Below are 21,650 nucleotides of genomic sequence, written 5' to 3'. Positions count from 1 at the left end.
CTTGCAAGCTCGAACGGGCTCACGGGCCGTGGAAACCGCACAGTGATGGCGTGGAATCTAGCCCTGGGGTCGACCATGCAGCTCTCAGCGAATCTTCAGAACGCCCGCACCCGGATGCCGGGTTTCGTGGCCGGCCAGCTCGCGCTGAGGCACCCCGGCGAGGCTCACGCCCCCCGGGGCGCCTGGCGCGGTCCGGCTCTGCCCGACTATGCCGGGGCACGCTCCGTCACGATCGAGCACGAGGCCTGGAACCAGGCGACCGTGATCGTCGCCCAGGTGCGCGCCGCCGGCGAGGTGCGCGCGGCCCTCACGGCGGACTGCGCGCGGATCCTCGTGGCGGTCGAGGAGGTGGGCGGCCCGTTCGCGCTTCGCGGCGAGGCGGTGCTGCGGCGCGCGCCGGCCGCGACGACGGGCGGCGTCAGCGTGGTGCCGGCGGGCGTGGAGGTGTCGGGCGCGGCATCAAAGCTGAGCTTCCTGCGCCATCTCATCGTCCAGCTCGACGAAGCGGGGCTGGAGGACGCCCTGGGCGATGCCCTCGACATCGGCCGCGCCCTCGCGCCTCGTCTCATGAGCGCCGACCCGCGCGCCGTGAGCCTGGCGCGGATGATCGCGGACGAGTGCAACGGCACGGCGGCCCACGACCGCCTGTTCCGGGACAGCATCATGCTGGCCTTCCTCTCGGCCCTTGCGGGCGGGACGGAGCACGCTCCCGGGCGGGCGCGGGGTGGGCTCGCGGCCTGGCAGGTCCGGCGCACGATCGACTTCATCGTCGAGAACCTCGGCTCCGACATCGACCTCGCCCAGCTTGCCGGCGGCGTCGGGCTCTCGAAGTCCCACTTCTGCCGCGGCTTCAAGGAGACCACGGGCCTGCCGCCGCACAAGTGGCTGATCAACGCCCGGGTCGAGCGCGCGAAGGAGCACCTTCTGGCCGGCAAGCTGTCGCTGAGCGAGATCGCCCTCGAGGTGGGCTTCTCGGACCAGTCGCACTTCACCCGCACCTTCAGCAAGAACGAGAACATCAGCCCGCGCGCGTGGCTCCGCTCGCGGCTCTGAAAGCTTACGCCGCCTGCAAGGGCCTGGTGGACGCGGGCGCTCCTTGGAGCGCTCGTTCTATGCGCAGGATGCCGGGATCGGATGGATCCCGCCCGATCGTGAAGCCGCTCTTGCGGGCAAGAGCCGCCATCGCGCGGTTCGCGGGCAGGACCTGTCCGTGGAGGCGCCGCAGCCCCTGCGCCCGCGCATGCGCGACCAGCCGTGCGAGCAGGAGACCGCCGAGGCCCAATCCCTGCCAGCCGTCGCCGACCGTCAGGGCGACCTCGGCCGAGCCGCCGCCCGCATCGATCACGTACCGCCCTTCGGCGACCACGGTTCCAGCACCCCCGTCGCAGACCTCCGCGACGAGCGCCATGTGCGTGCGGTAGTCGATCCGCGTGAGCGCTTCCAGGAGGGGCTGGGGCAGCTCGTGCAAGGTGCGGAAGAACCGGTTGCGGCGCGATCCCGGCGAGAGATCCCGGACGAAGGCCTGCACCCCGGGCGCATCCCCGGCAGGATCGGCCGGATCGTCAGGCGGCGCCTCCCGCCCAGATCCACTCTCTCGATCAGCTCGGACGGGTAACGATGGAGGGGATCGGTCATGGCGCGTTCTCCGGCCCGCAGCACAGCCATGCTGATCCCCGGGGTCTTCTCGCGGCAGCCGGAAAATCCGGAAGGCAGCCCGCCGATTTCCGGAAAGCCGCCCGGCCGCTCGCCCCTTTGGCTCAAGATCGAGCGAAGCCGCGCAATTGCGCTCAAGACGTGAGCCGGGGGCGGGGGCACGCTTCCGATATCGGTGCACGGGCGTCCGTCGCCGGCGGGAGGTCCCTCATGCGTAAGTTCGGTCTGGTCGCTCTCGTGCTGCTCGGCACCGGCGACGTCGCGTTCGGGCAGGAGCAGCAGGTACCGCCGAGCCCGCCGGGGCGCGGCTATTTCATCTGGCGCAATGCGGTCTTCATGGAGGAGCAGCCCCGGCGGCTCCAGGACGGGCGGGCCGAGGCCGCGATGCGGGCCGCGCGCGAGAACGTCCTCGCCTTCGAGCGCCTGCGCGCCGCGAATGCGGTGCCGCCGCTCGCGGTGGCCCAGGAGGACCCGCCGGCTCCCGTCGCGCCCGCCGCCCGGCCGGGGCGGCGTCGGTAGGGCACCGTTCGTCGTCCGGCGTTAACCATCGGTTAACCATACGGGCGCACCTTGATGAAGCCCGAGGTCGGGCGTTCTCCTCTTTCTGCCGACTTGGCCCGGCGGCTGCGATGTGCGCCGCCGGGTTTTTCCATGCCGCGATCCCGGCAGGTCCGACCCCCGTCCCAGGCCTCACATAACCGTCAGGCGATCCGGGCGAGAAGCGATGCCGCGGCCTGGAGGTCGGCGGTCTCGCCGCCCTCGCCGAAGGCTGCGTGCAGGGGCTCCAGAACGTCGCGGGCCGCGTCGGCCCTGCCCTCGTCGGCCCACATGGCGGCAAGCTCGGTCGCCGCGCGCAGCTCCCAGGACCGGCTTCCCTGGCGGCGGCTCCACTCGATCGCCTGCATGAGATACGCCTCGGCGCTCTTGAGGTCGGCGGCCTTGAGCGCGCGCAGCGCTCGCGCCTTCACCCGCAGCAGCTCCGGCATGTAGACGAGCTCGCCCGTGGTCTTGATGAGTTCGATCGCCTCGTCCATGAGGGCCAGCGCCTCGGGCGCGCGATCGGCCTGGACGAGGCCCTGCCCGAGCGAGATGCTGAAGGGCGTGGCGAGGAGCTCGTAGCGGGTGGCGCGCAGCTCCTTCAGGCAGTCCTGGAGGTGCTTGATCCCCGCCGCGAGGTCGCCGTGCCGCAGCGCCAGCTCGCCCCGGAAGCCGCGCCCCTGCATGACGTTCGGGGTCAGCGAATGGGCCTCGGAATGCGCGATCGACTTGCGGAACAGCTCGTCGGCGCTGCGCAGGTCCCCGGTCCAGAGAAAGACGGAGAGGGCCCAGGTCAGGGTGATCGACATCGTGACCGGGTGATCCATCCGCGCCGATTGGCGCAGGGTCTCGCGGGCGAGGTCCACGGCCTGGAGCGGGTAGCCGAGCAGCCAGAGGGTCCGCGCCAGGATCGAGGTGGCGAGGCTGTAATGGTCATAGCCCAGCAGGAAGGTGCTGCTCCAGTGCGTGCCCTGCTGGAGCTCCAGCGCCCGCTCCAGCTCCGCGCGCGCGCCGCTGAGATCGCCGATATGGTAGAGGGACACCCCCAGGAGCGAGTGGGCAAGCGCGATAGCGGGCGCCTTCTCGGCGAGACCCGCCAGGACGGAGCTTCGCTCGACGCTGCGCTCGGCGCAGTCCAGCGCGGCCCGGTAGTCGCCGATGCGGCGGTAATACATGTGCAGCAGGCTCAAGGAGCGCAGCTCGCCCATGACGTCGTCGCGCCGCTGCGCGATCGCGAGGCTTTTCGTGAGGGCGACGCGGGCGATCTCGCCGTTGCCGCGGGTGAACATCAGCGACATCCCGAAGGCCGCCTGGAGCTGCATCTCCTCCCGCTCGCCGCCATTGTAGGCGAGCAGCGCCCGCTCCGACCAGCGCAGGCACTCGGTGAGCAGCGAGAGCGCGAGGAACAGGGGCGCGGCCGAGGCGGCGAGCCGAATGCCGATGGCGCCGTCCCCCTTGGGGCCGAAGCACCATTCGAGCCCCGCGCGCGTGTTGCCGAGATCGGAGAGGAGCGACACCCGCTCGGGCACGCTCGACAGGCTCGGCCACTCGGCGCCCGTCCGCTCGAGCCATTCGCTGTAATAGCTCGCGTGGCGCGCCGCGAGGCCGGCGAGCTCGGCGTCGTCGGCGGCGATCTCGAGGGCATAGGCCCGGGTGGTCTCGGAGAGCCGGTAACGCAGCGTCGTGCCGACCGGATTGGTGGTCAGCATGGACTTGTTCACGAGGCTGTCCAGCGCCGCGAAGACCAGGGCCTCGTCGATGGACGGGGACGTCACGACGGCCATGGCGGCATCGATGGTGAACGGGCCGACGAACACGGCGAGCCGGCGCAGCACCACCCGCTCGACGTCCGAGAGGAGCTCGTAGCTCCAGTCGAGGAGGGCGCGCAGCGTCTTCTGGCGCGGCGGGGCCGTCCGCTGGCCGAGCCAGAGCATGGTGAGCCGCTGGTCGAGGAGCGCCAGGGTCTGTTGCAGGCCATAGGTGCCCACGCGCCCTGCCGCAAGCTCCAACGCGAGGGCGAGCCCGTCCACCTTCCGGCAGATGCTCGCGACGACGGGAGCCTCGACGTCGGTGAAGCTGAGCTTAGCGCCGCTCGCTGCCGCACGCTCCACGAAGAGCTGCACCGCCGAATAGGTCATCGCGGTGTCGGCCGTGATGCCTGGATCGTCCGGCGGCACGGTCAGGGGCATCAGCTTGTAGACCTGTTCCCCCTCGACCCGCAGCGCCTCCCGGCTCGTTGCCAGGATGTGGACCTGCGGCGCGGCCATGAAGATCCGCATGGCGAGGGTGGCGGCGGCCTCGACGACGTGCTCGCAATTGTCGAGCACGAGGAAGATCCGCTTGTCCTTGAGGTAGGCGATGAGGCTCGGGGTCGGGTCGTCGGACTGGACCGAGAGCCCGAGGACGGAGGCGACGGAGGGGGCGACGAAGGCGGGATCGTTGAGGGCGCCGAGATCCACGAAGACCACCGCGCCGTTGAACGAATCCAGCATCTCGTGGCCGACCGCCACGGCGAGCGTCGTCTTGCCGACGCCGCCGGAGCCGACGATCGTCACGAAGCGGGAATCCGCGAGGAGGGCCGTGATCGTGTTGACGCTGCTGTTGCGGCCGACCATCCGCCCCAGGCGCGCGGGGAGCTGGATGCCCGTGGCGGCTTCCGCCGCCGCCTTCGGCTCGGCCTCGCCGAAGGCGACAGGCGCGACGAAGCAATAGCCGCGTCCCGCGAGGGTCGCGATGTAGCGCGCTCCGTCCTCGCCGTCGCCCAGCACCTTGCGGAGCGCCCCGATATGGACCCGCAGGCTTCCCTCCTCGACGACGACGTCGGGCCAGACCTCGTCGATGAGCTCGCGCTTCGAGAGGTTCTGGTTCGGGCGCGAGACGAGCGCCCTCAAGAGGTCGAGGGCCCGCGCGCCGATCTCCACCGGCTCGCCGTTCTTGAGGAGGATGCGCTCCGCGGTGTTGAGGTGGAACGGCCCGAATCGGAAGATCTTGGTCTTGTTCTCGGCAAGCCAGATGTTCATGAGCCGGTCCCGAGCTGCCGCCCGCTCCGGCCCGACCCGCCAGCCGAGCGGAGACGGCGCGCTCCGTCCAGGGGAGCCCGGGCGGCCTCTTGGCGGCAGCATGACGAGATCGGGCGCATGGCGGCTTCTCATCCGGAGGGGAGCTGAGCCTGCAATCATGCGCGCCGCCCCGGAATTTGCAACAGCCATGCCAGGGATCTCCCGTGGACGGTTGCTCTGAAAGCCCGACCATCTTCCCGCCCGGTGGAAGGATGCCTCGCGGTTCCGCACGCTGCCGGATGGCCGGAGGCGGGCCCAGATTTGCCCATGTCGCAGCCGCCGACCATCCGGTGCCGCGGGCGACGGCCGGACGGAGGCGGGCAGGCAGCCTGCCGTTCCCTCCAGGAGGCATCCATGACCACGCATCCCCAAGCCCCGTCGCGGGCGCTTCTCGTCCTGCTCGTGGCGCTGAGCTCGCTCGGCGAGATCTCGACGCAGCTTCTCCTCCCGAGCCTGTCCGCCATCGAAGCCGACCTCGGCGGCCGCCCAGGCAGCATCCACGTCGCTCTCGGCGCCTTCGTGGCGGCCTTCGGCCTGGGACAGCTCCTGTTCGGGCCCCTGTCCGACCGCCTCGGGCGGCGCCGCGTCATCTTGGCGGGTCTCGCTCTCCACCTCGCCGCGACGGCGGGGCTGTTCTACGCCCACTCCATCCCCGAATTCGCGGTGCTGCGGGCGCTCCAGGGCATCGGCGCCTGCGCGGCCTATGTCCTGGCCCGCGCCGTCGTGCGCGACGTGTGGCGGGACGGCGCGGCCCCGGCCCTCGCCCTCATGATGTTCGGCACGCTCCTCACCATCGCCATCGCCCCCGTCGTGGGCGGGCTGGTGGTGGGCACCGGCGCGGGCTGGCGAGCCGCCCAGGCCGTGGTCCTCGCCCTCGCCCTGGCGACGGCGTTTGCCACCGTCGCGCTCTACCGGGAGAGCAACGCCGCGCCGAACCCCGGCGCGGGGCGGCTCGCGACGCTTGCCGCCGGCTACCGCGACCTTCTCGACGGCCGCGCCTACCGCGCCCACGCGATGGCCCTAGCGTTCTCCTACGGCACCCTGTTCACGTTCGTGGCGGGCTCGTCCTTCGTCTTCGTCGAGACCCTCGGGCGCACCAGGGCGGAATACGGGCTCTTGTTCGGCCTGATCGTCTCGGGGCTGGTGCTCGGCACCCATCTGGCGCGCGGCCTCACGCCTCGCCTCGGCGCGGAGCGCGTCGTGCGCATCGGCGGCGTCCTCATGCTGGGCGGCACGCTCGCCGCGGCCATCCTGCACCACGTGCCCGGCCTCGCGCTCGTCGGCATCGTGATCCCGCAGATGGTGGTGACCACGGGCGGCGGCCTCATCCTGCCGGCGACGCTGGCCGGCGCGGTCCTGCCCAACCCGCACCGGGCCGGCATGGCGGCGGGCTTCATGGGCTTCGCCCAGATGGCCGGGGCGACCGGCGGCGGCGTGATGCTCGCCCTCCTGCCGAGCGGCTCCGCCCTGCCGATGCTCGCCGTGCAGCTCGGCCTGGCGGCGGCGGGCTTCGCGGCCTTCCGCCTGACCCTGCGGGGCGCCGGCGCCGCGCCTCAGCCCGCCGCCTCGTGAGGCAGAGGCCGGTCGAGGCGCTCGCGCAGGCGCGGGGTCATCCAGGTCAAGAAGGCCCGCACCTTCAAGGGCACCAGGCCGACCCCCGGATGGACGAGGCTGATGGGCGTCGGCTTGGGGGCGAAGGCCTGGAGCACGGGGACGAGGGCGCCGGAGGCGATCTCGTCCGCCACGTTGTAGGAGATCGCCCGCACGATCCCCGCGCCGTCGAGGGCGGCCTGGACCGCGAGCGCCATGTCGTTCACCACGAGCCGCGGCCGGGGCTCCACGACGAGGGGCGCCCCGTCACGCTCGAAGGTCCAGATCCGGAAGGGCGTGAGGCTGCGGAATGTCACGCCGTCGTGCTCGCGCAGCTCGTCCAGCGTCCGCGGGGCCGGGCGGCGGGCGAGATAGGCCGGGCTGGCGCAGGCGACGAGCCCCGCCCAGCCGACCCGAGAGGCGAGCAGCGACGAATCCGCCAGATGCCCCACCCGGATCGCGACGTGGACATGCTCCTCCACGAGGTTGAGGCTCTGGTCGCCGAGCACCAGGCGCAGGTTGATCTTCGGATGGGCCGCGAGGAACTCCGTGGCCAGGGGACGGAGGTGGCGGCGGCCGAAATCGGTCGCTGCCGTCACGACGAGGTCGCCCCGAGGCTCGTTATATTCCCCGGCGGCCGCCCGCTCCGCCTCGCCGACCTGCTCCAGGATGCGCCGCGCCGCCTCGATATAGTCGCGGCCGGCTTCCGTGAGCTCCAGCCGGCGGCTCGTGCGGACGAGAAGGCGCGTGCCGAGCAGGCCCTCCAGGTCCGACACTTTCCGGCTCACCGTGGCGACGGGGCTGTTGAGGCGCCGTGCGCCCGCCGAGAGGCTGCCCTCCTCGACGGCGGCGATCAGGACTGACATGGCGTCGAGGCGATCCATGGACGGCAGGTGACCCCAATGCGGTGCGTCGGCGGGCTCGGCAGCGCGAGCCGCTGCTCGGGTGTCGTCAGGCCTTCACGACGTTCGGCGCGTCGAGGCCGAGGCGGGCGCAGACGTTGCGGGTGTCCACCACGAGGGGGCAGGCCCGCACGACGTCGGCGTAGTCGACCCCGTCGTGGTCCGTCACGACGAGGGCGGCGTCGTAGGGTCCCGCGAAGCCGGGCTCCGGGGCGACGCTCGGGCGGCCGGCGAGCCCGGGATGGCGGCGGGTGCGGGGCAGGGCGGGGATGTGGGGATCGTGGTAGTCGACCCGCGCGCCGCGCGCCTCCAGGAGCTCGATGAGGCGAAGCCCCGGGCTCTCGCGGGAATCGTCCACGTTCTTCTTGTAGGCGACGCCGAGCACGAGGATGCGGGCGTCGCGCAGGCCCCGGCCGAAGCGGGCGTCGAGCGTGCGCGCCAGCCGCTCCACCACATAGGCCGGCATGGCGGTGTTGACCTCGCCCGCGAGCTCGATGAAGCGCGTCGGCGTCTCGTATTCGCGCGCCTTCCAGGTGAGGTAGAACGGGTCGATCGGGATGCAGTGGCCGCCCAGGCCGGGACCTGGATAGAACGGCATGAAGCCGAACGGCTTCGTCTTCGCGCCCTCGATCACCTCCCAGACGTCGATGTCCATGGCCGAGAAGATCACCTTCAGCTCGTTGACGAGCGCGATGTTCACCGAGCGGAAGATGTTCTCCGTGATCTTCACCGCCTCGGCCACGGCGGACGAGGAGACCGGCACCACCTCGGCCACCACGCTGCGGTAGAACGCGGCCGCGAGCTCCAGGCCTCGCGGCCCCTCGGCGCCGACGATCTTCGGGATGGTCGTCGTCTCGAACTGGAGGTTGCCGGGATCCTCGCGCTCAGGGGAAAAGGCGAGGAACAGCGTCTCGTCGATGCGGTAGTCGTGCTCGCGAAAGAGCGGCGCCAGGATGTCTCGGGTCGTGCCCGGATAGGTGGTGGATTCCAGCACCACGAGCTGGCCGGGACGCCCGTTGCGCGCGATCGCGCGGGCCGTGTCGGTGACGTAGCTCAGGTCCGGCTCGCGCTGGGGGGTGAGCGGGGTCGGCACGCAGATCACCACCACGTCGCACTCGTTGAGCCGCGCGAAATCCGCCGTGGCCGAGAAGCGCTCCCCCTCCCGCATGGCGCCGACCGTGTCGGGCGAGACGTGGGCGATGTAGGAGCCGCCCCCGTTCAGGCGCTCGACCTTCGCCGGGTCGGTGTCGAAGCCCAGCACGGGGAAGCCCGCCTTGAGGACGAGGGCCCGGGCGAGCGGCAGCCCCACATAGCCGAGCCCGATCACGCCCACCCGCGCGGTGCGGTCGGAGAGCCGGGTCAGCAGCGCGGCCTGAAGAAAGCTCTGGCTGTCCGCGATGGCGTTCATGACGGTGCTCCGGGTCCTAATGATAGGGATCGGCCGCGTCGCGCAGGCCGTCGCCGAGGAAGTTGAAGGCCAGCACCACGAGGAAGACGGGTACCATGGGCAGGAGCAGCCACGGATAGAGCTGCACGGCCGCGAGGTTCTGCGCCTCCGACAGGAGCACGCCCCAGCTCGTCACCGGGGGCCGCAGGCCGAGGCCGAGGAAGGAGAGCGCCGTCTCGCCGAGGATCATCCCGGGGATCGAGAGCGTCGCCGAGGCGATGAGGTGGCTCATGAAGTTCGGGATGAGGTGACGGGCGATGACCCGGCTCGGGCGCGCGCCCATGAGCTCGGCCGCGCGCACGAACTCCTCCTCGCGCAGCGCCAGAAGCTTCGAGCGCACGGCCCGCGCGAGCCCCGGCCAGTCGAGGAGGCCGAGGATCACCGTGATGCCGAGGAAGACGAGAAGCGGGCTCCAGTTCGCCGGCAGCGCCGCCGAAAGCGCCAGCCAGAGCGGCAGCTCGGGCAGCGAGCGGATGACCTCGATGAGCCGCTGCACCAGGGTGTCGATCCAGCCGCCGAAATAGCCGGCGATGCCGCCGAAGAAGAGGCCCAGGGCGAACGAGATCGTGATACCGATGAGCCCCACGGTGAGCGAGATGCGCGTGCCGTGGATGATGCGCGAGAACACGTCGCGCCCCAGCCGGTCGGTGCCGAGGACGAACAGGGTGCCGTCCTCGGGAGGGCAGACGAAGCGGAAGCGCGTCTCGAACAGCCCCCAGAACCGGTAGGCCTGGCCAGAGCAGAGATAGCGCAGAGGCTGCGGCCGGGTCCGGTCGACGATGTAGGCGCGGGTGAAGGTCTCGGGGTCGAAGACGAAGCGATAAGGGTAGACGAAGGGCCCGCGGAGCACTCCCTCGTGGACGAGGTGGAGGCCCTGCGGGGGCGCGTAGATGAAATCGCCGTGGCGACGGGATTCGTCGTAAGGGGCGAGCGGCTCCGCCAGGAACGCCACGAGATAGAACAGGCCGATGAGCACGAGGGAGGCCACGGCGATCCGGTGCCGCTTGAACCGCCACCAGATCAGCCGCCGGGACGAGGCGCGGTCGTAGCGCTCGTCGTGCAGCCCCGACGGCTCCACCTCGCCCGGCTCGAAGGGTCTGGGATCGACATAATGCGAGCGGTCCTGCGCCGTCATCGCCGCCGTCCCCCTAAGCGGATGCGCGGGTCGAGCCAGGCGAGCGCGAGGTCAGAGACGAGCATGCCGATGACGGTGAGCGCCGCCACGAACATGAGGATGAAGCCCGCCAGGAACTGGTCCTGCGTCTTGAGGGCGCCGAGCAGGAGCGGGCCGACGGTGGGCAGGCTGAGCACCAGGGAGACGAGGACGGAGCCCGAGACGAGGCCCGGCAGCAGGTTGCCGATGTCGGCCACGAAGGGGTTGAGCGACATCCGGAACGGGTATTTCAGGAGCGCGCGCCGCCGGGTCAGGCCCTTGGCCTTGGCGGTCACGTAATAGGGCTTGGCGAGCTCGTCGAGGAGGTTCGCCCGCATGCGCCGGATCATGGCGGCGGTGCCCGACAGGCCGATGACGAGGGTCGGGACCACGAGGTGGGAGACGAGCGACAGGACCTTGTCGGCGCTCCACGGCTTGCCCTCGAAGGCCGGGTCGTAGAGCCCGCCGATCGACACGCCGAACCAGCGATTGGCGTAGAACAGCATGACGAGGGCGAGGAGGAAGCTCGGCGTCGCAAGGCCCACATAGCCGATGAAGGTGACCACCGTGTCGCCGAGCGAGTAGGGCCGCGTCGCCGAGTAGATCGCGATCGGGATCGCCACCGCGTGGACGAAGAGGAGGACCGCGAGGTTGACGACGAGGGTGAGCCAGAGGGCGTCGCCCACCACCTCGCGCACGGGGCGGTCGAACTCGAAGGACCACCCCCAGTCGCCCTGGAGGAGGCCCGAGAAGCCCGCCGGGCCCGGCATCAGCCCGACCCAGGCGAGGTACTGCTCCACCACCGGCCGGTCGAGCCCGTATTGGCGCATCAGGAACTCGGCGCGCGCCACGGAGGCCGCCTCGCCCTGGCCTCGCAGCTCCTGGATCTGGTTCGTGAGGAAGTCGCCGGGGGGGAGCTTGATGATGAGGAAGACGAGGGCGGAGATCAGGAGGAGGGTCGCCGCCATGCCGAGGAGGCGGCGCAGGAGGTAGCGGATCACGAGGGCCTCCCGTCCGCCGGGCGGCTCCAATAGAGCTCGTCGAGGCGGTAGACCCCGAGCATCGCGGTGGGCTCCCAGGCCCAGTCGCCCCGGCGCGGCAGGTTTTCCAGGCCTGAGCGCACCACGATCGGATGCGGGGCGCCGGCGACGGTGCCGATCGTCCAGACGTTCCGGGCGTGGTTCTCGAGCATGTCGCGCCAGGCGGCGGCCTTGCCGGCCTCGTCCGCGCTCGCCGCCCAGCGGCCGAAGGACTCCTGGAGCGCCATCGCCTCGGGCATGTCGACGGCCTCGCCGGCGCCGCCCCGCGTCTCGGCATATTGCCCCCATTTCGGCCAGGACCAGGTGTCCTGGCGCATGGGCGCGAGCTCGACGGGAACCATCACGGGCGTGGGCGTCGCGTTGTCGAGGCCGGGCCCCGCCGAAAGCACGGTGTGCCCCGCATAGATGCGGTTGCGCAGCACCGTGCGGTCCTGCGGCTTCACGATCAGGCGGATGCCGATCTCGCGCCAGAACTCCGCGATGAGGGTGAGCCCATCCACCACGAGGGGCGCGTCGCCGTCGGTCTCGACGACGATCTCCAGGGGGCGTCCGTCGGAGAGGAGGCGGGTCCCGCTGCCGTCGCGACGGTTCAGGCCCGCCGCGTCGAGGAGGCGGCGGGCCTCGGCGGGGTCGTAGGTGGCGTTCGTGGTGCGAAGATCGGGCGTATGCAGCGCCGAGCCCTCCAGCACCGTGTTGGCCCCCTCGACGCCGAGCCCGAAGAACAGGGCGTTGTTGAGGGTGCGCCGGTCGATGCCGAGCGACAGGGCGCGGCGGAAGCGGACGTCGCGGTTGAGCGCGCGCCAGACGGGGTCGACCACGTTGAGGTTCGGGTAGAGGGCGAGCTCCGAGCCGCGGGCGTTGCGCCACAGGAGCGTGCGGTAGCCGCGCGCCCGCTCGCCCTCCTTGAGGATCGGCACGTCGAGGATCGAGAGGCCGCGGGCGAGCAGGTCCGCCTCGCCCGCATTGGCCTTCGCCGCGAAGAGCCCCGCGGCCGCGACGTCCACGACGATCCGGTCGATATAGGGCAGCTGTTGGCCGCGCGTGTCGACCCGGTGGTAGTATGGGTTGCGCTCGAAGACGAAGCGGGACGCGGGGGCGGGCGTCGCGATCCGCCAGGGATTGAGCGTCGGCATGTCGAGGTTCGATCCCTCGTTCATGTCGTCGACCCGGTTATGCAGGGCCGCCCACGAGGCGAGCTTCTGGCGCCGGGCCTTCTGGAGCAGGGCGTCCGGGTCGGTGTAGACCGCGTGATAGCGCTTCAGGTAGTGGGCCGGGCGGTAGATGTAGGGATCGCGGGGCGCGGCGAGCGCCGGCAGGAAGCGCGGGTTGGGAGCGTCCCAGGCATAGCGGATTGTGCGCTCGTCGATCACCTCGAAGCGCGGCGGGCGCCCGTCGACGAGGAGGAAATCGGGCACGCCGCCGGGGGTGAGCTCCCGGTTTGTCGCGACGTCCTCCCAGAAGTAGCGGAAGTCCTCCGCCGTGAAGGGATGCCCGTCGGACCAGCGGTGGCCCGGGCGCAGATGGAGCGTGAAGACCCGGCCCGCCTCGTCGTCCACCCGCGCCAGGATGTCGGGCCCGAGATGCAGCGCCTCGTCGTAGCCGACGAGCCGCGCATAGGAGAATGTCGAGACGTAGCGGATGTCGCGGGCGCGGGGCGCGAGCGTCACGAGGCTGCCGCCCGGCCGGCCGAACGTGCGCCCGCTCGCCTCGGGATCGACCACGAGGGGCTCGGCGGGCAGGCGCGCGGCGACGGGCGGCAGCTCCCCGCGCGCGACCCGCGCCGCGAGCGAGGGCGTCTCGACCGCGTCGAGGGCCGCCGCCGGGAGGGCGGCGAGGCCGAGCGCCAGACCGAGCGCGAGTTCAAGCGCGAAGCGCCACATAGCTGATCCTTGCGGGCGAGTAGCCCGTGGCGGCATGGAGGTCGTCAAAATCGTGGGCGAGCGCGATGCGGGACCGCGCCTCGGCGAGCAGGGCGGGATCGGGCACGTAGGCGAACTCGCGCCCGTTGCGCCGCCAGCGGATCGGCTCGCCGGGATCGTCGTCGAGCACCATGCTCAAGGTCGGGTGGGCCGGCCCGCCATGGCCGTGGATGCGGTGGGCGGCGGCGTTGTCGTCGAACAGGACGCGGCGGAAGCCCCGGTCGGAGGACTCGAGGATACGGCGGGCTTGGCTGATATGGTCGTCGAAGAAGGCGAGCGCGTCCGCCGTGTCGAGACCCGAGAGGTCGGCGCTCGACCAGTCGTCCGTCGAGTAGCGCGCGGCCGGATCGCGGTAGTGCAGGTTCCCGAGATTCGGGTCGAAGCACAGGATCGTGGCGTCGGGCGCGGCCTGGCGCATGAGCCACGTGGTGAGGCCGCGGAACACGCCGGATTCCACGATTACGCTCGGCTGGAGGGCTCGTACGACGGCATAGACCTGGAGCGCGCCGTTGAAGCCGTTCCCGCCGCGCTTCTGGCGTACCGGGCAGGTGCGGATGAGATCGAGGAACGCGGCGACCGTCGCCTCCGGCGCCTCCCGCGGCGTGAGCCCTGCCGCCGCCATATCGGCTGAAAGCCCCCGCGCGGCGGCCGTGACGAGCCGGTCCACCTCGCGGCGCGACAGGGGCCGGTGCTCCCACTCGGGCACCGCCGGCACGAGATCGTAGCCGAGCCTCGTGAAGAAGGGCTCCAGCAGGCGCCGGCGCAGCCGCTCCAGGGGCGCGCTCGGGCGGGGAGCTGGGCGGGCGAAGATCGTGGTCATCAGGCGGCCTCCTGGCGGTCTTTGGCGGTCCGGCGCACCCGGTGGCCGGGCTCGATCTCGTGCATCACCCCGGCCTCGCCGGGCGCGAGCGTAAACGGCGCGGGCCAGGTGCGGGGATCGGACAGGCGGTCGCGGCGCAACGCGGCGAAGTCGAGAGGATGGTCGGGGTCGGGCTCGGGCACGGCGGCGAGCAGCGTCCGGGTATAGGGGTGGACGGGGTTGCGGAAGAGCGCCGCGCGGGGCGCCTCCTCGACCACGAGGCCGCGGCACATGACGCAGATCCGCTCGGCCATGTAGTCGACCACCGCGAGATTGTGGGACACGAAGAGGCAGGACAGGCCGAGCGCCCCCTGAAGGTCGCGCAGGAGGTTCAGGATCTGGGCCTGGACCGAGACGTCGAGGGCCGAGACGGGCTCGTCGCAGATGAGGATGCGCGGCTCCAGCGCGAGCGCCCGCGCGATCCCGAGGCGCTGGCGCTGGCCGCCGGAGAAGGCGTGGGGATAGCGCCCGAGGCTCGATCGCGGCAGGCCCACCATGTCCATGAGCGCCTTGGCCCGCCGGTAGCGCGCCTCGCGGCCGGCGCCGCCGATGCGCAGGGGCTCGGTGACGATCTCCAGGGCCGTCATGCGCGGGTTGAGCGACGAGTACGGGTCCTGGAAGACGAAGCCCACCGCGCGGCGGAAGCGCGCCAGCGCCTCGCCCGACAGCCGGTGCACGTCGGCGGGCCCGGTGCCGTCGTCGTAGGCGATCGTGCCGGAATCGGGATCGAGGGAGCGCAGGACCATGCGGATCAGGGTGGTCTTGCCGCTGCCGGACTCGCCGACGAGGCCGAGGGTCTCCCCCGGCATGAGATGGAGGGAGACGCCGTTCACCGCGTGGACCAGGCGCGTCGTGCCGCTGAACAGGCCGGCGCGCAGGGTGTAGGTCTTGCGCACGTCGCAGACCGCCAGAACCGGGCCGGCGCCGGCAGGCGCGGGCTCGCGGCGCTCGGGCAGGGGCGGGCGGACGTCGCGGATCGGCGTGAGGCGCTCGCCGGGCTCCATGTGGAAGCGCGGCACCGCGTGCAGCAGCGCCTTGAAATAAGGATGGCGCGGGTGGCGGAAGAGCGCGTTGCGCCCGCCCGCCTCCATGACACGCCCGCGATAGAGCACGACCACCTCGTCGGCCACGTTCGCCACCACGCCGAGATCGTGGGTGATCATGAGCACGGCCATCCCGGTGTCGGCCTGGAGATCCCGGATCAAGTCGAGGATCCCGGCTTGGGTGGTCATGTCGAGCGCGGTGGTGGGCTCGTCGGCGATGAGGAGGGCCGGGCGCGTGATGAGGGCCATGGCGATCATGGCGCGCTGGCGCAGGCCCCCGGAGAGCTCGAAGGGATAGGTATCGAGAGCCCGGGCGGGATCGGGAAAGCCGACCCGCTCCAGGGCGGCGCGGGCCCGCTCCAGCGCCTCCTTGCGCGAGACAGGCTCGTGCGCGAGCAGAGCCTCCGACACCTGGTCGCCCACCGTGTGGAGGGGGGAGAGGGACGTCATCGGATCCTGGAAGACCATGGCGATGCGCCCGCCGCGCAGACGGCGCAGGGTGCCGCTGCTGGGGTCGAGGCGCGCAAGGTCCAGGGGGATGGCGCCGGGCGTTTCCGAGAACAGCATCGAGCCGCCGACGATGCGGGCGCTTTTCGGGAGGAGGCGCAGGATCGCCTGCGCCGTCACGGACTTGCCGGAGCCCGATTCGCCGACGAGCGCCACCGTGCGCCCGCGCGCCACGTCGAACGAGACCCCGTCGACGGCCCGCACCTCGCCCGAGGCGGTCGTGAAGGTGACGGCGAGATCCTGGACCCGCAGGAGAGGGGCCATCACACGGCCTCCAGCATGCGTTCGCCCGCCGGCCGCAGCACGGCCCGCGCCGAGGTGCGGATCACGGCCGGCGACGCGGCGAGCCGGTCGAGAAGCGTCTCCACGAAGGCCCATGTCGCCTCGTCCTGCGCCAGATGGTGCGTCAGGACTCCAAGCGGCGTCCAGGCATCGGCGATGTCGGCCGCGAGGCCCCGGATGAGGTGGTCGGGGTCGACGAGTCCGCGTCCCCCGCGCCAGTCGACAGGGTCGAGATGGGTCTCCAGGGGCAGCAGGCCGGGGCCGTGCGGCGCGGCGCGGCGGAACGTCGAGACGGCGTGGAAGCCGAGATCGGCGCAGCGCTGCGCGAGGGCCGGATCGATGCGGTTCCAGGGCGGCACGAAGACGGGCACGACGGCATGCGGGAAGGCCGCCCGGGTGAGGCGCAGCGCCCGCACCGTGTCGCGCAGGAGCGCGGAGAGCGGCCGGTCGGCGCCGAACTCGGACTTTTTGGCGCCGGCCGGGGCATGGTTGCGGTGCCGCAGGCCGTGGACCAGCACGTCGACCTCCGGCTCGGACGCCAGGTGCTCGGCCAGTGAGGGCTCCAGGAGCGCCGGCACCACGGCAAGGCCCACGGGCCAGGCGAGGTGCCGGCTCGTCGTGAGGAGCCGTTCGAGGGCCGGGGTCGCCGCGACCGCATCGTCGTCGCGCCACCAGATGGCGACGGGCACGCCGTCATCTGCACGGCGGCGCAGGGCCTCGTCGAGGGGGCGCCAGTCGTGGCCGGGGCGGCGGATCGCGGGTGCGGCGGGGCGCCGGGCGAGGTCCTCGACGATCCGCGCGGTCCGCTCGGCGCCGTCGAGGGGGATCGCGGGAGCGGGGGAGGGCGCCCGGGTGAGCGCCGCCGTGACGGCCTCGGCGAGGGTCTCGGGCGAGAGGTCCGCCTCCGCGAGGCTCACCGCGAGGCCTGCCGCCGCCAGGGCTTCGGCCCGCAGCGTCTGCTCGGTCTCCCGCCCCGCCGCGAAGGGCACGAGCACGGCGGGAGTGCCGGTGCGCAGGAGATCGACCGCGGTGTTGTAGCCCGCTTGGCTGACCGAGAGAGCCGCGCCCGCCAGCAGCGCCGGGAAGTCCGGCCGCGCCCGCTCGACGACCGCGTTGGCCGGTGCGGCGGCGCGGAGCGCCGCGAAGCTGTCGGCATCGACGCCGTGACCCACGAGGATCCGCCAGGGCCGGTCGACGCGGGCTGCCGCACCGAGCGCCGCGCGGTAGAGCGGCAGGCTCGCGGCGCTGCCGCCGCCCGACACGAGGATCTCGCCCGTGCGGCTCCCGCCTGTCCCGGCGGCGCGGCTGTCGGCCACGTAGCCCGTATAGATCAGGCGCGGGCGCAGGGTCTCGTCCACGGGCCAGGACCGGTCGAGGGGAAGGAGGGCGGGATCGCCGTGGACGAGCACGCCGTCATAGAGGCGCGCGACGCGCTCGTGCGTCTGGCCGACCCGCGCAGGCTTGCCTGGCGCCGCGAGCACGTCGCGGACTGAGGCGAGGACCAGGCCGTCGGGGCGAGCGGCGCGGGCGGCGTCGATCGTGGCGAGGAACTCGTCCGCGAGCACCCGGCGGCCGAAGGGGAAGAGCTCCGTCACGAGCACGTCCGGCGCCAGGGCCCGCACCGTCTCGGCGAGGATGCGCCGCCGTTCCTCCAGCCGCGCCGCGTCCGCGGGCGTTCCGTCCGGCGCCAGGAGCGTGGTGAAAGCGGTACCCGCGACCCGCACGGGCGGGAGCTGCATGAGGTTCAGCCCCGTGACGTCGACGAGAGGCGCGGGCATGCCCCCGGAGACGAGCGTGACGGCATGGCCCCTCTGCGCGAGCGCCCGGCCGATCGCGGCGGCCCGGGCGAGGTGGCCGACGCCGAGCAGATGGGTGACCGCGATGGCGACGCTCAGGCGCATGCTGCCTCCCTGACGCCCTCGAGCGCCCCCGCGAGCCGCGCCGCGGCGGACCCGAGGCCGCGCTCGCCATGGACGAAGGCCGCCGCCCGCCGGGAGAGGGCGGCGAGGCGGTCCGGATCGGCGAGAAGGCTGTCGAGGGCGCGGGTGAAGGCCCCGGCGTCCCCGGGCCGGACGAGGAGGCCCGTATGGCCGTCGCGCACCACGTCGGCCACGCCGCCGAAGGCGCCCGCGAGCACCGGCACGCCGCAGGCCTGGGCCTCCAGCAGCGCGAGACCATAGGCCTCGTTCACGGCGGGCCAGACGAACAGGTCGGCGCGCCGGAGCTCCGCCGCGAGCGCGCTCCGATCGTCGCGACGCCCCAGGAAGCGAACGCGTGTCCCAAAGCCGGCGAAAGCCGCCTCGACCTCGGGCCGGGCCTCCCCGTCCCCGATCACGTCGAGGGTCCAGTCGCGGGCCGATCCGCCCAGCGCCGCCGCGAGCAGCCGATAAGAGGCGAGCTTGTCGCCGTGGCGCATCATCGCCACCGTGACGAGGCGTGCGGGTCCGGCGGGGCGGGGGCCGACGCGGGGCGTCCAGGGGGCCGTGTCGAGGAAAGGAGGCAGGTCGACCAGGCGCTGGCCCGCCGGCCGGTGGCGCTCCAGCGCCTCGCGGTCGGCGCCCGTGAGCACGAGGATCGCGTCGGCCCGGTCGAGCGCGGCTTCCGCGCCCTCGTGGCCGATCGCCCAGGGGCCGCCGGCGCGCTTGCCCGCCCGCGAGCCCTCGGCGACGAGATAGGGAATGCCGAGCGCCCCCGCGACGGCGGGGCCGATCCAGTCGGGCGCCTTATAATAGACGTGGTAGGTGAACCAGGCGCGGGGGCGCTCAGCCGGAGGCCTTGCCCCGACCTGCGCCACGATCCGCTCCGCCTCGCGCAGGCCTGCCTCCCGCAGCTCCGCCTGCCGCCGCGGATCGCCCGCCGGCTCGAAGGTGCGAAGCTCGCTCATGAGCTCGGGCCGCGCGCCCGCCCGCTCCAGGGCCGCCATGAGCAGACGCGCCATCGTCCGGTCGCCGGAGGGCGTGGGATGGCGTGGGCTCTTGAGGGGCGGGTAGAACGCGACGGGCGAGGGCACCTTCATGGGATGACGGCCTCCGCGCCGAGGCTCGCGTGCAGCCGCGTCGCGAGCTCGTCGAGACCCGCCCCCGCCGAAAAGCTCTCCACCAGCCGGGCATGGGCCGCAGCCCCGAGCGCCGCCCGCCTGGCCGGATCGGCCGCGAGCGCCGCCATGGCGCGGGCAAGGGCGGCGCGATCGCCCGGGGGCACGAGAACGCCCTCGCGTTCGGGGCGGATGAACTCGGGGATCCCTGCGAAGTCGGTCGCGAGGATCGCGAGCCTCTGCGAGGCCGCCTCCATGAGCACGTTCGGGAGCCCGTCCCGGTCGCCTGAGCGCGCCTCCTTCGAGGGCAGGACGAAGAGATCGCTCTCGCGCAGGAGCGCCACGACCTCGTCCTGGCCGAGCGGCCCGCGGAACGTGACGCGGTCAGCGAGGCCCCGGGCCTCCGCCTGCTCCTTGAGCGAGCGCAGCAGCTCGCCCCCGCCCACATGGGTGCAGCGCCAGTCGAGGCCTTTGGGAAGCGCCTCGAGCGCCCAGAGGAGATCGTCGAAGCCCTTCTTGGCCACCGCCCGCCCCACCGTCACGATGCGCACCGGATCGGCGGGATCCCGCCCGTCGCGCGGCGCACGCGCCTGCGGCGGCGGGGGAAAGCGCGAGAGATCGAGGCCGTGATAGACGAGGCGGACCTTGCCGCGCTCCGCGAGCGCCTCCAGGTGGGCATACCCCTGAGCCGTACAGGTCACGCCCCAGTCGCTCGCCGCGATCTTCTCGCGCTTCTCCCAGTCGGGGAGCGTCCAGATGTCCTTGGCGTGGGCCGAGAAGCTCCAGCTCCGCCCGGTGAGAAGGGCCGCGTAGCGCGCCACCGAGCCCGGCGTGTGCAAGAAATGGACGTGGATGTGCCGGGCCGCGGGGCCGAGCTCGCGGGCGAGCACGAAGGCCTGGCCTAAGCGCCGCAGCCTTCCGGGGCTCGGATCGCGAACAAGATCGCGGGCGAAGACGCGCAGCAGCGCTACGAGCCCCGGGCGGCGCAGCGCGCTCACGGCGGCGCGGGCGACCCGGCCGGGCTCGCGGTAAAGATATTCCGGCAGGTAGTGTCGCCGGGCGCGGATGCGGCCGTGGAGCGGGTGCTCGATCCGGTCGGTCGGGCGGCGCAGGGACCAGATCTCGAGGGAGAGGCCGCGCGCCTCCAGGCCTTCGAGCTCCTGCGCCACGAAGGTCTCCGACAAGCGCGGATATCCCTTCAGGACGATCGCGACGCGCCCTCGCTGCGGATCGGCGGTCATGGGTTCACTCCGCGGCGCGCAAGGGGCGGGGCGCGCGCCGGGCCTGCACGTGCGCCTCGAAGCGGGAGCGGATGGCGTCGAGCCCGTCGAGGAGGCCCGGGACCACGACCTTGGACGGGGGAGCCCGCGTCGGCAGGGCGCGTAGCGCCCGCGCCATCTCGGCCGGATCGCGCACCCCGTCCGCGTCCTCCAGCATGCCAACCAGGCCGAGGCGGTCGGCGGCCAGCGCGCGGATCGACTGCTCCAGGCGGGGCGTGCGCCGGGGTACGATGAGGGCCGGCTTGTCGAGGGACAGGATCTCGCAGAACGTGTTGTACCCGCCCATCGCAACCACCGCCTGGGCGCGACGCATCAGGTGCTCGATCTTGGCGTCGAAGGTGATGGCGTCGAGGGCGGAGATCGCGCCGATGCGGGTCTGGAAGGCGGCCCGCCGCTCCCGGTCGAGGAACGGCCCGAAGACGATGAGGGCCGATTGGTCGAGGGTCGGGTCGGTCTCGTAGGCCGAGATCACCCAGTCGACGAGGTCGCCCCCGTCCCCGCCGCCGCCCGTGGTGACGAGGACGAAGGGCGCGCCCGCGCCCCTGGCCTCGGAGGAGCCCGTCCGCCGCCGGGGCAGCTCGCGGCGCAGGTAGCCCGTGTAGTGGATGCGCTCGCACTGGGCCGGCGTGAGCGGCAGGGCGGCCAGCGGCTCGTAGATCTCCTGGAGGCCGTAGATCCACATCTCGTCGTAGAGGTCGAGGACGTCGAAGGCGCCCTTGCGCTGCCATTCGTCGCGAACGACCTCCGGCTCGTCGAGCACGTCGCGCAGGCCGAGCACGAGGCGTGCGCCGGTGCCGGCGAGATGCGACAGGGTCGGCAGGATCTCGCCGCGAAAGCCCGTGGGCTCCTTGTCGACGATGAACAGGTCCGGCCGGAAGGAGCGGGCGGTCTGCAGGATGATCGCCTCCCGCAGCCGCGTCGCCTCGTCGATGGAGAGGTCGAGGTTCGGGCACTCGTACTCGCCGTTCGACAGCTTGCGCACGCCGGGGATGCGCACGAAATCGACCCGCTTGCCGAAATCGAAGCTCCCGGCCACGGGCGAGCCCGAAAGGATCAGCACGGAGGTGTCGGAGCGCCCCGCCACGAGGGCGTTGGCGATGGCCCGCGCCCGGCGCAGGTGGCCGAGGCCGTAGGTGTCGTGGCTGTAGATCAGGACACGATGCGACCCGTCGCCGCCCCGGGGCGTCGGACGCGCGCCTTGGGCGAAGTGGGAGCCGGCGAGGATGGTATCCGACATGCGGTCATTCCGGGGCGCGGTGTCGTGGCCCGTGCAGGGGACGGGAGCGGAACTGTACGCAGTGCGGGACTGCTCGTTTTGCCTGATCTTGCTGCGATGCGCGCGTCC

17 protein-coding genes are annotated in these 21,650 nt (G+C 72.4%); 4 read left to right on the top strand and 13 right to left on the bottom strand.

The genetic code is table 11. The features are described 5' to 3' along the window. The first annotated feature begins 75 nt into the window (after positions 1-75). The gene (locus F0L46_RS06255; RefSeq protein ID WP_149816193.1) at positions 76-1,053 is read left to right on the top strand and encodes a helix-turn-helix transcriptional regulator; all 978 of its coding nucleotides are present in this window, start codon (positions 76-78) and stop codon (positions 1,051-1,053) included. 4 nt (positions 1,054-1,057) lie between these two features. Here F0L46_RS06255 and F0L46_RS06250 read toward each other — a convergent pair whose 3' ends face one another. Beyond that, on the bottom strand, positions 1,058-1,528 hold the full coding sequence (locus tag F0L46_RS06250) for a GNAT family N-acetyltransferase (protein WP_149816192.1): 471 nt from the start codon (positions 1,526-1,528) through the stop codon (positions 1,058-1,060). A 105-nt stretch (positions 1,529-1,633) separates the two neighbouring features. On the opposite strand from F0L46_RS06250, the gene F0L46_RS26055 reads away from it, so the two are divergent. Beyond that, complete coding sequence (locus F0L46_RS26055) at positions 1,634-1,798, top strand: hypothetical protein (protein WP_188311872.1); 165 nt, start codon at positions 1,634-1,636, stop codon at positions 1,796-1,798. 65 nt (positions 1,799-1,863) lie between these two features. After that, on the top strand, positions 1,864-2,172 hold the full coding sequence (locus F0L46_RS06245; RefSeq protein ID WP_149816191.1) for a hypothetical protein: 309 nt from the start codon (positions 1,864-1,866) through the stop codon (positions 2,170-2,172). Positions 2,173-2,354: 182 nt separating this feature from the next. On the opposite strand, the gene F0L46_RS06240 is transcribed toward F0L46_RS06245, so the two are convergent. Then, positions 2,355-5,210 (bottom strand): ATP-binding protein, encoded by a 2,856-nt coding sequence (locus tag F0L46_RS06240; RefSeq protein ID WP_149816190.1) that lies wholly within the window; start codon positions 5,208-5,210, stop codon positions 2,355-2,357. 393 nt (positions 5,211-5,603) lie between these two features. On the opposite strand from F0L46_RS06240, the gene F0L46_RS06235 reads away from it, so the two are divergent. Continuing rightward, complete coding sequence (locus F0L46_RS06235) at positions 5,604-6,821, top strand: MFS transporter (RefSeq protein WP_149816189.1); 1,218 nt, start codon at positions 5,604-5,606, stop codon at positions 6,819-6,821. Here the strand turns inward: F0L46_RS06235 and F0L46_RS06230 are convergent. The 11 genes from F0L46_RS06230 to F0L46_RS06180 all read right to left on the bottom strand — a co-directional run bounded on the left by F0L46_RS06230 (position 6,803) and on the right by F0L46_RS06180 (position 21,542). Next, the gene (locus tag F0L46_RS06230) at positions 6,803-7,705 is read right to left on the bottom strand and encodes a LysR family transcriptional regulator (RefSeq protein WP_240539889.1); all 903 of its coding nucleotides are present in this window, start codon (positions 7,703-7,705) and stop codon (positions 6,803-6,805) included. The genes F0L46_RS06235 and F0L46_RS06230 overlap by 19 nt on opposite strands. 85 nt (positions 7,706-7,790) lie before the next feature. Further along, positions 7,791-9,149, bottom strand: a complete 1,359-nt coding sequence (locus tag F0L46_RS06225) for a nucleotide sugar dehydrogenase (protein WP_149816187.1) — start codon at positions 9,147-9,149, stop codon at positions 7,791-7,793. Between the two features lie 16 nt (positions 9,150-9,165). Further along, entirely contained in the window at positions 9,166-10,323 is a 1,158-nt protein-coding gene (locus F0L46_RS06220; RefSeq protein ID WP_149816186.1) for an ABC transporter permease, read from the bottom strand. Then, positions 10,320-11,342 carry an ABC transporter permease gene (locus F0L46_RS06215; RefSeq protein WP_149816185.1) on the bottom strand — a complete coding sequence of 341 codons (1,023 nt, stop codon included), beginning with the start codon at positions 11,340-11,342 and terminating at the stop codon, positions 10,320-10,322. Before F0L46_RS06215 ends, F0L46_RS06220 begins: the two co-directional genes overlap by 4 nt. Beyond that, positions 11,339-13,261, bottom strand: a complete 1,923-nt coding sequence (locus F0L46_RS06210; RefSeq protein WP_149816184.1) for an ABC transporter substrate-binding protein — start codon at positions 13,259-13,261, stop codon at positions 11,339-11,341. Before F0L46_RS06210 ends, F0L46_RS06215 begins: the two co-directional genes overlap by 4 nt. Then, a complete protein-coding gene (locus tag F0L46_RS06205; RefSeq protein WP_149816183.1) occupies positions 13,242-14,120 on the bottom strand; it encodes a hypothetical protein in 879 nt (292 codons plus the stop codon). Before F0L46_RS06205 ends, F0L46_RS06210 begins: the two co-directional genes overlap by 20 nt. Next, positions 14,120-15,973, bottom strand: coding sequence for an ABC transporter ATP-binding protein (locus F0L46_RS06200; protein WP_188311871.1), 1,854 nt, complete (start codon positions 15,971-15,973; stop codon positions 14,120-14,122). The genes F0L46_RS06205 and F0L46_RS06200 overlap by 1 nt, the downstream gene beginning before the upstream one ends. Continuing rightward, the gene (locus F0L46_RS06195) at positions 15,973-17,892 is read right to left on the bottom strand and encodes a glycosyltransferase (RefSeq protein WP_210247612.1); all 1,920 of its coding nucleotides are present in this window, start codon (positions 17,890-17,892) and stop codon (positions 15,973-15,975) included. Before F0L46_RS06195 ends, F0L46_RS06200 begins: the two co-directional genes overlap by 1 nt. After that, complete coding sequence (locus F0L46_RS06190; protein WP_149816181.1) at positions 17,883-19,007, bottom strand: glycosyltransferase family 4 protein; 1,125 nt, start codon at positions 19,005-19,007, stop codon at positions 17,883-17,885. Before F0L46_RS06190 ends, F0L46_RS06195 begins: the two co-directional genes overlap by 10 nt. Further along, complete coding sequence (locus tag F0L46_RS06185; RefSeq protein ID WP_149816180.1) at positions 19,004-20,266, bottom strand: glycosyltransferase; 1,263 nt, start codon at positions 20,264-20,266, stop codon at positions 19,004-19,006. The genes F0L46_RS06190 and F0L46_RS06185 overlap by 4 nt, the downstream gene beginning before the upstream one ends. Before the next feature lie 4 nt (positions 20,267-20,270). Further along, positions 20,271-21,542 (bottom strand): glycosyltransferase family protein, encoded by a 1,272-nt coding sequence (locus F0L46_RS06180; RefSeq protein WP_149816179.1) that lies wholly within the window; start codon positions 21,540-21,542, stop codon positions 20,271-20,273. Positions 21,543-21,650: the final 108 nt, after the last annotated feature.

It is taken from the genome of Salinarimonas soli (assembly GCF_008386575.1).
Classification (GTDB): Bacteria; Pseudomonadota; Alphaproteobacteria; order Rhizobiales; family Beijerinckiaceae; genus Salinarimonas_A; species Salinarimonas_A soli.
This window is presented reverse-complemented; position numbering and strand designations above follow the sequence as displayed.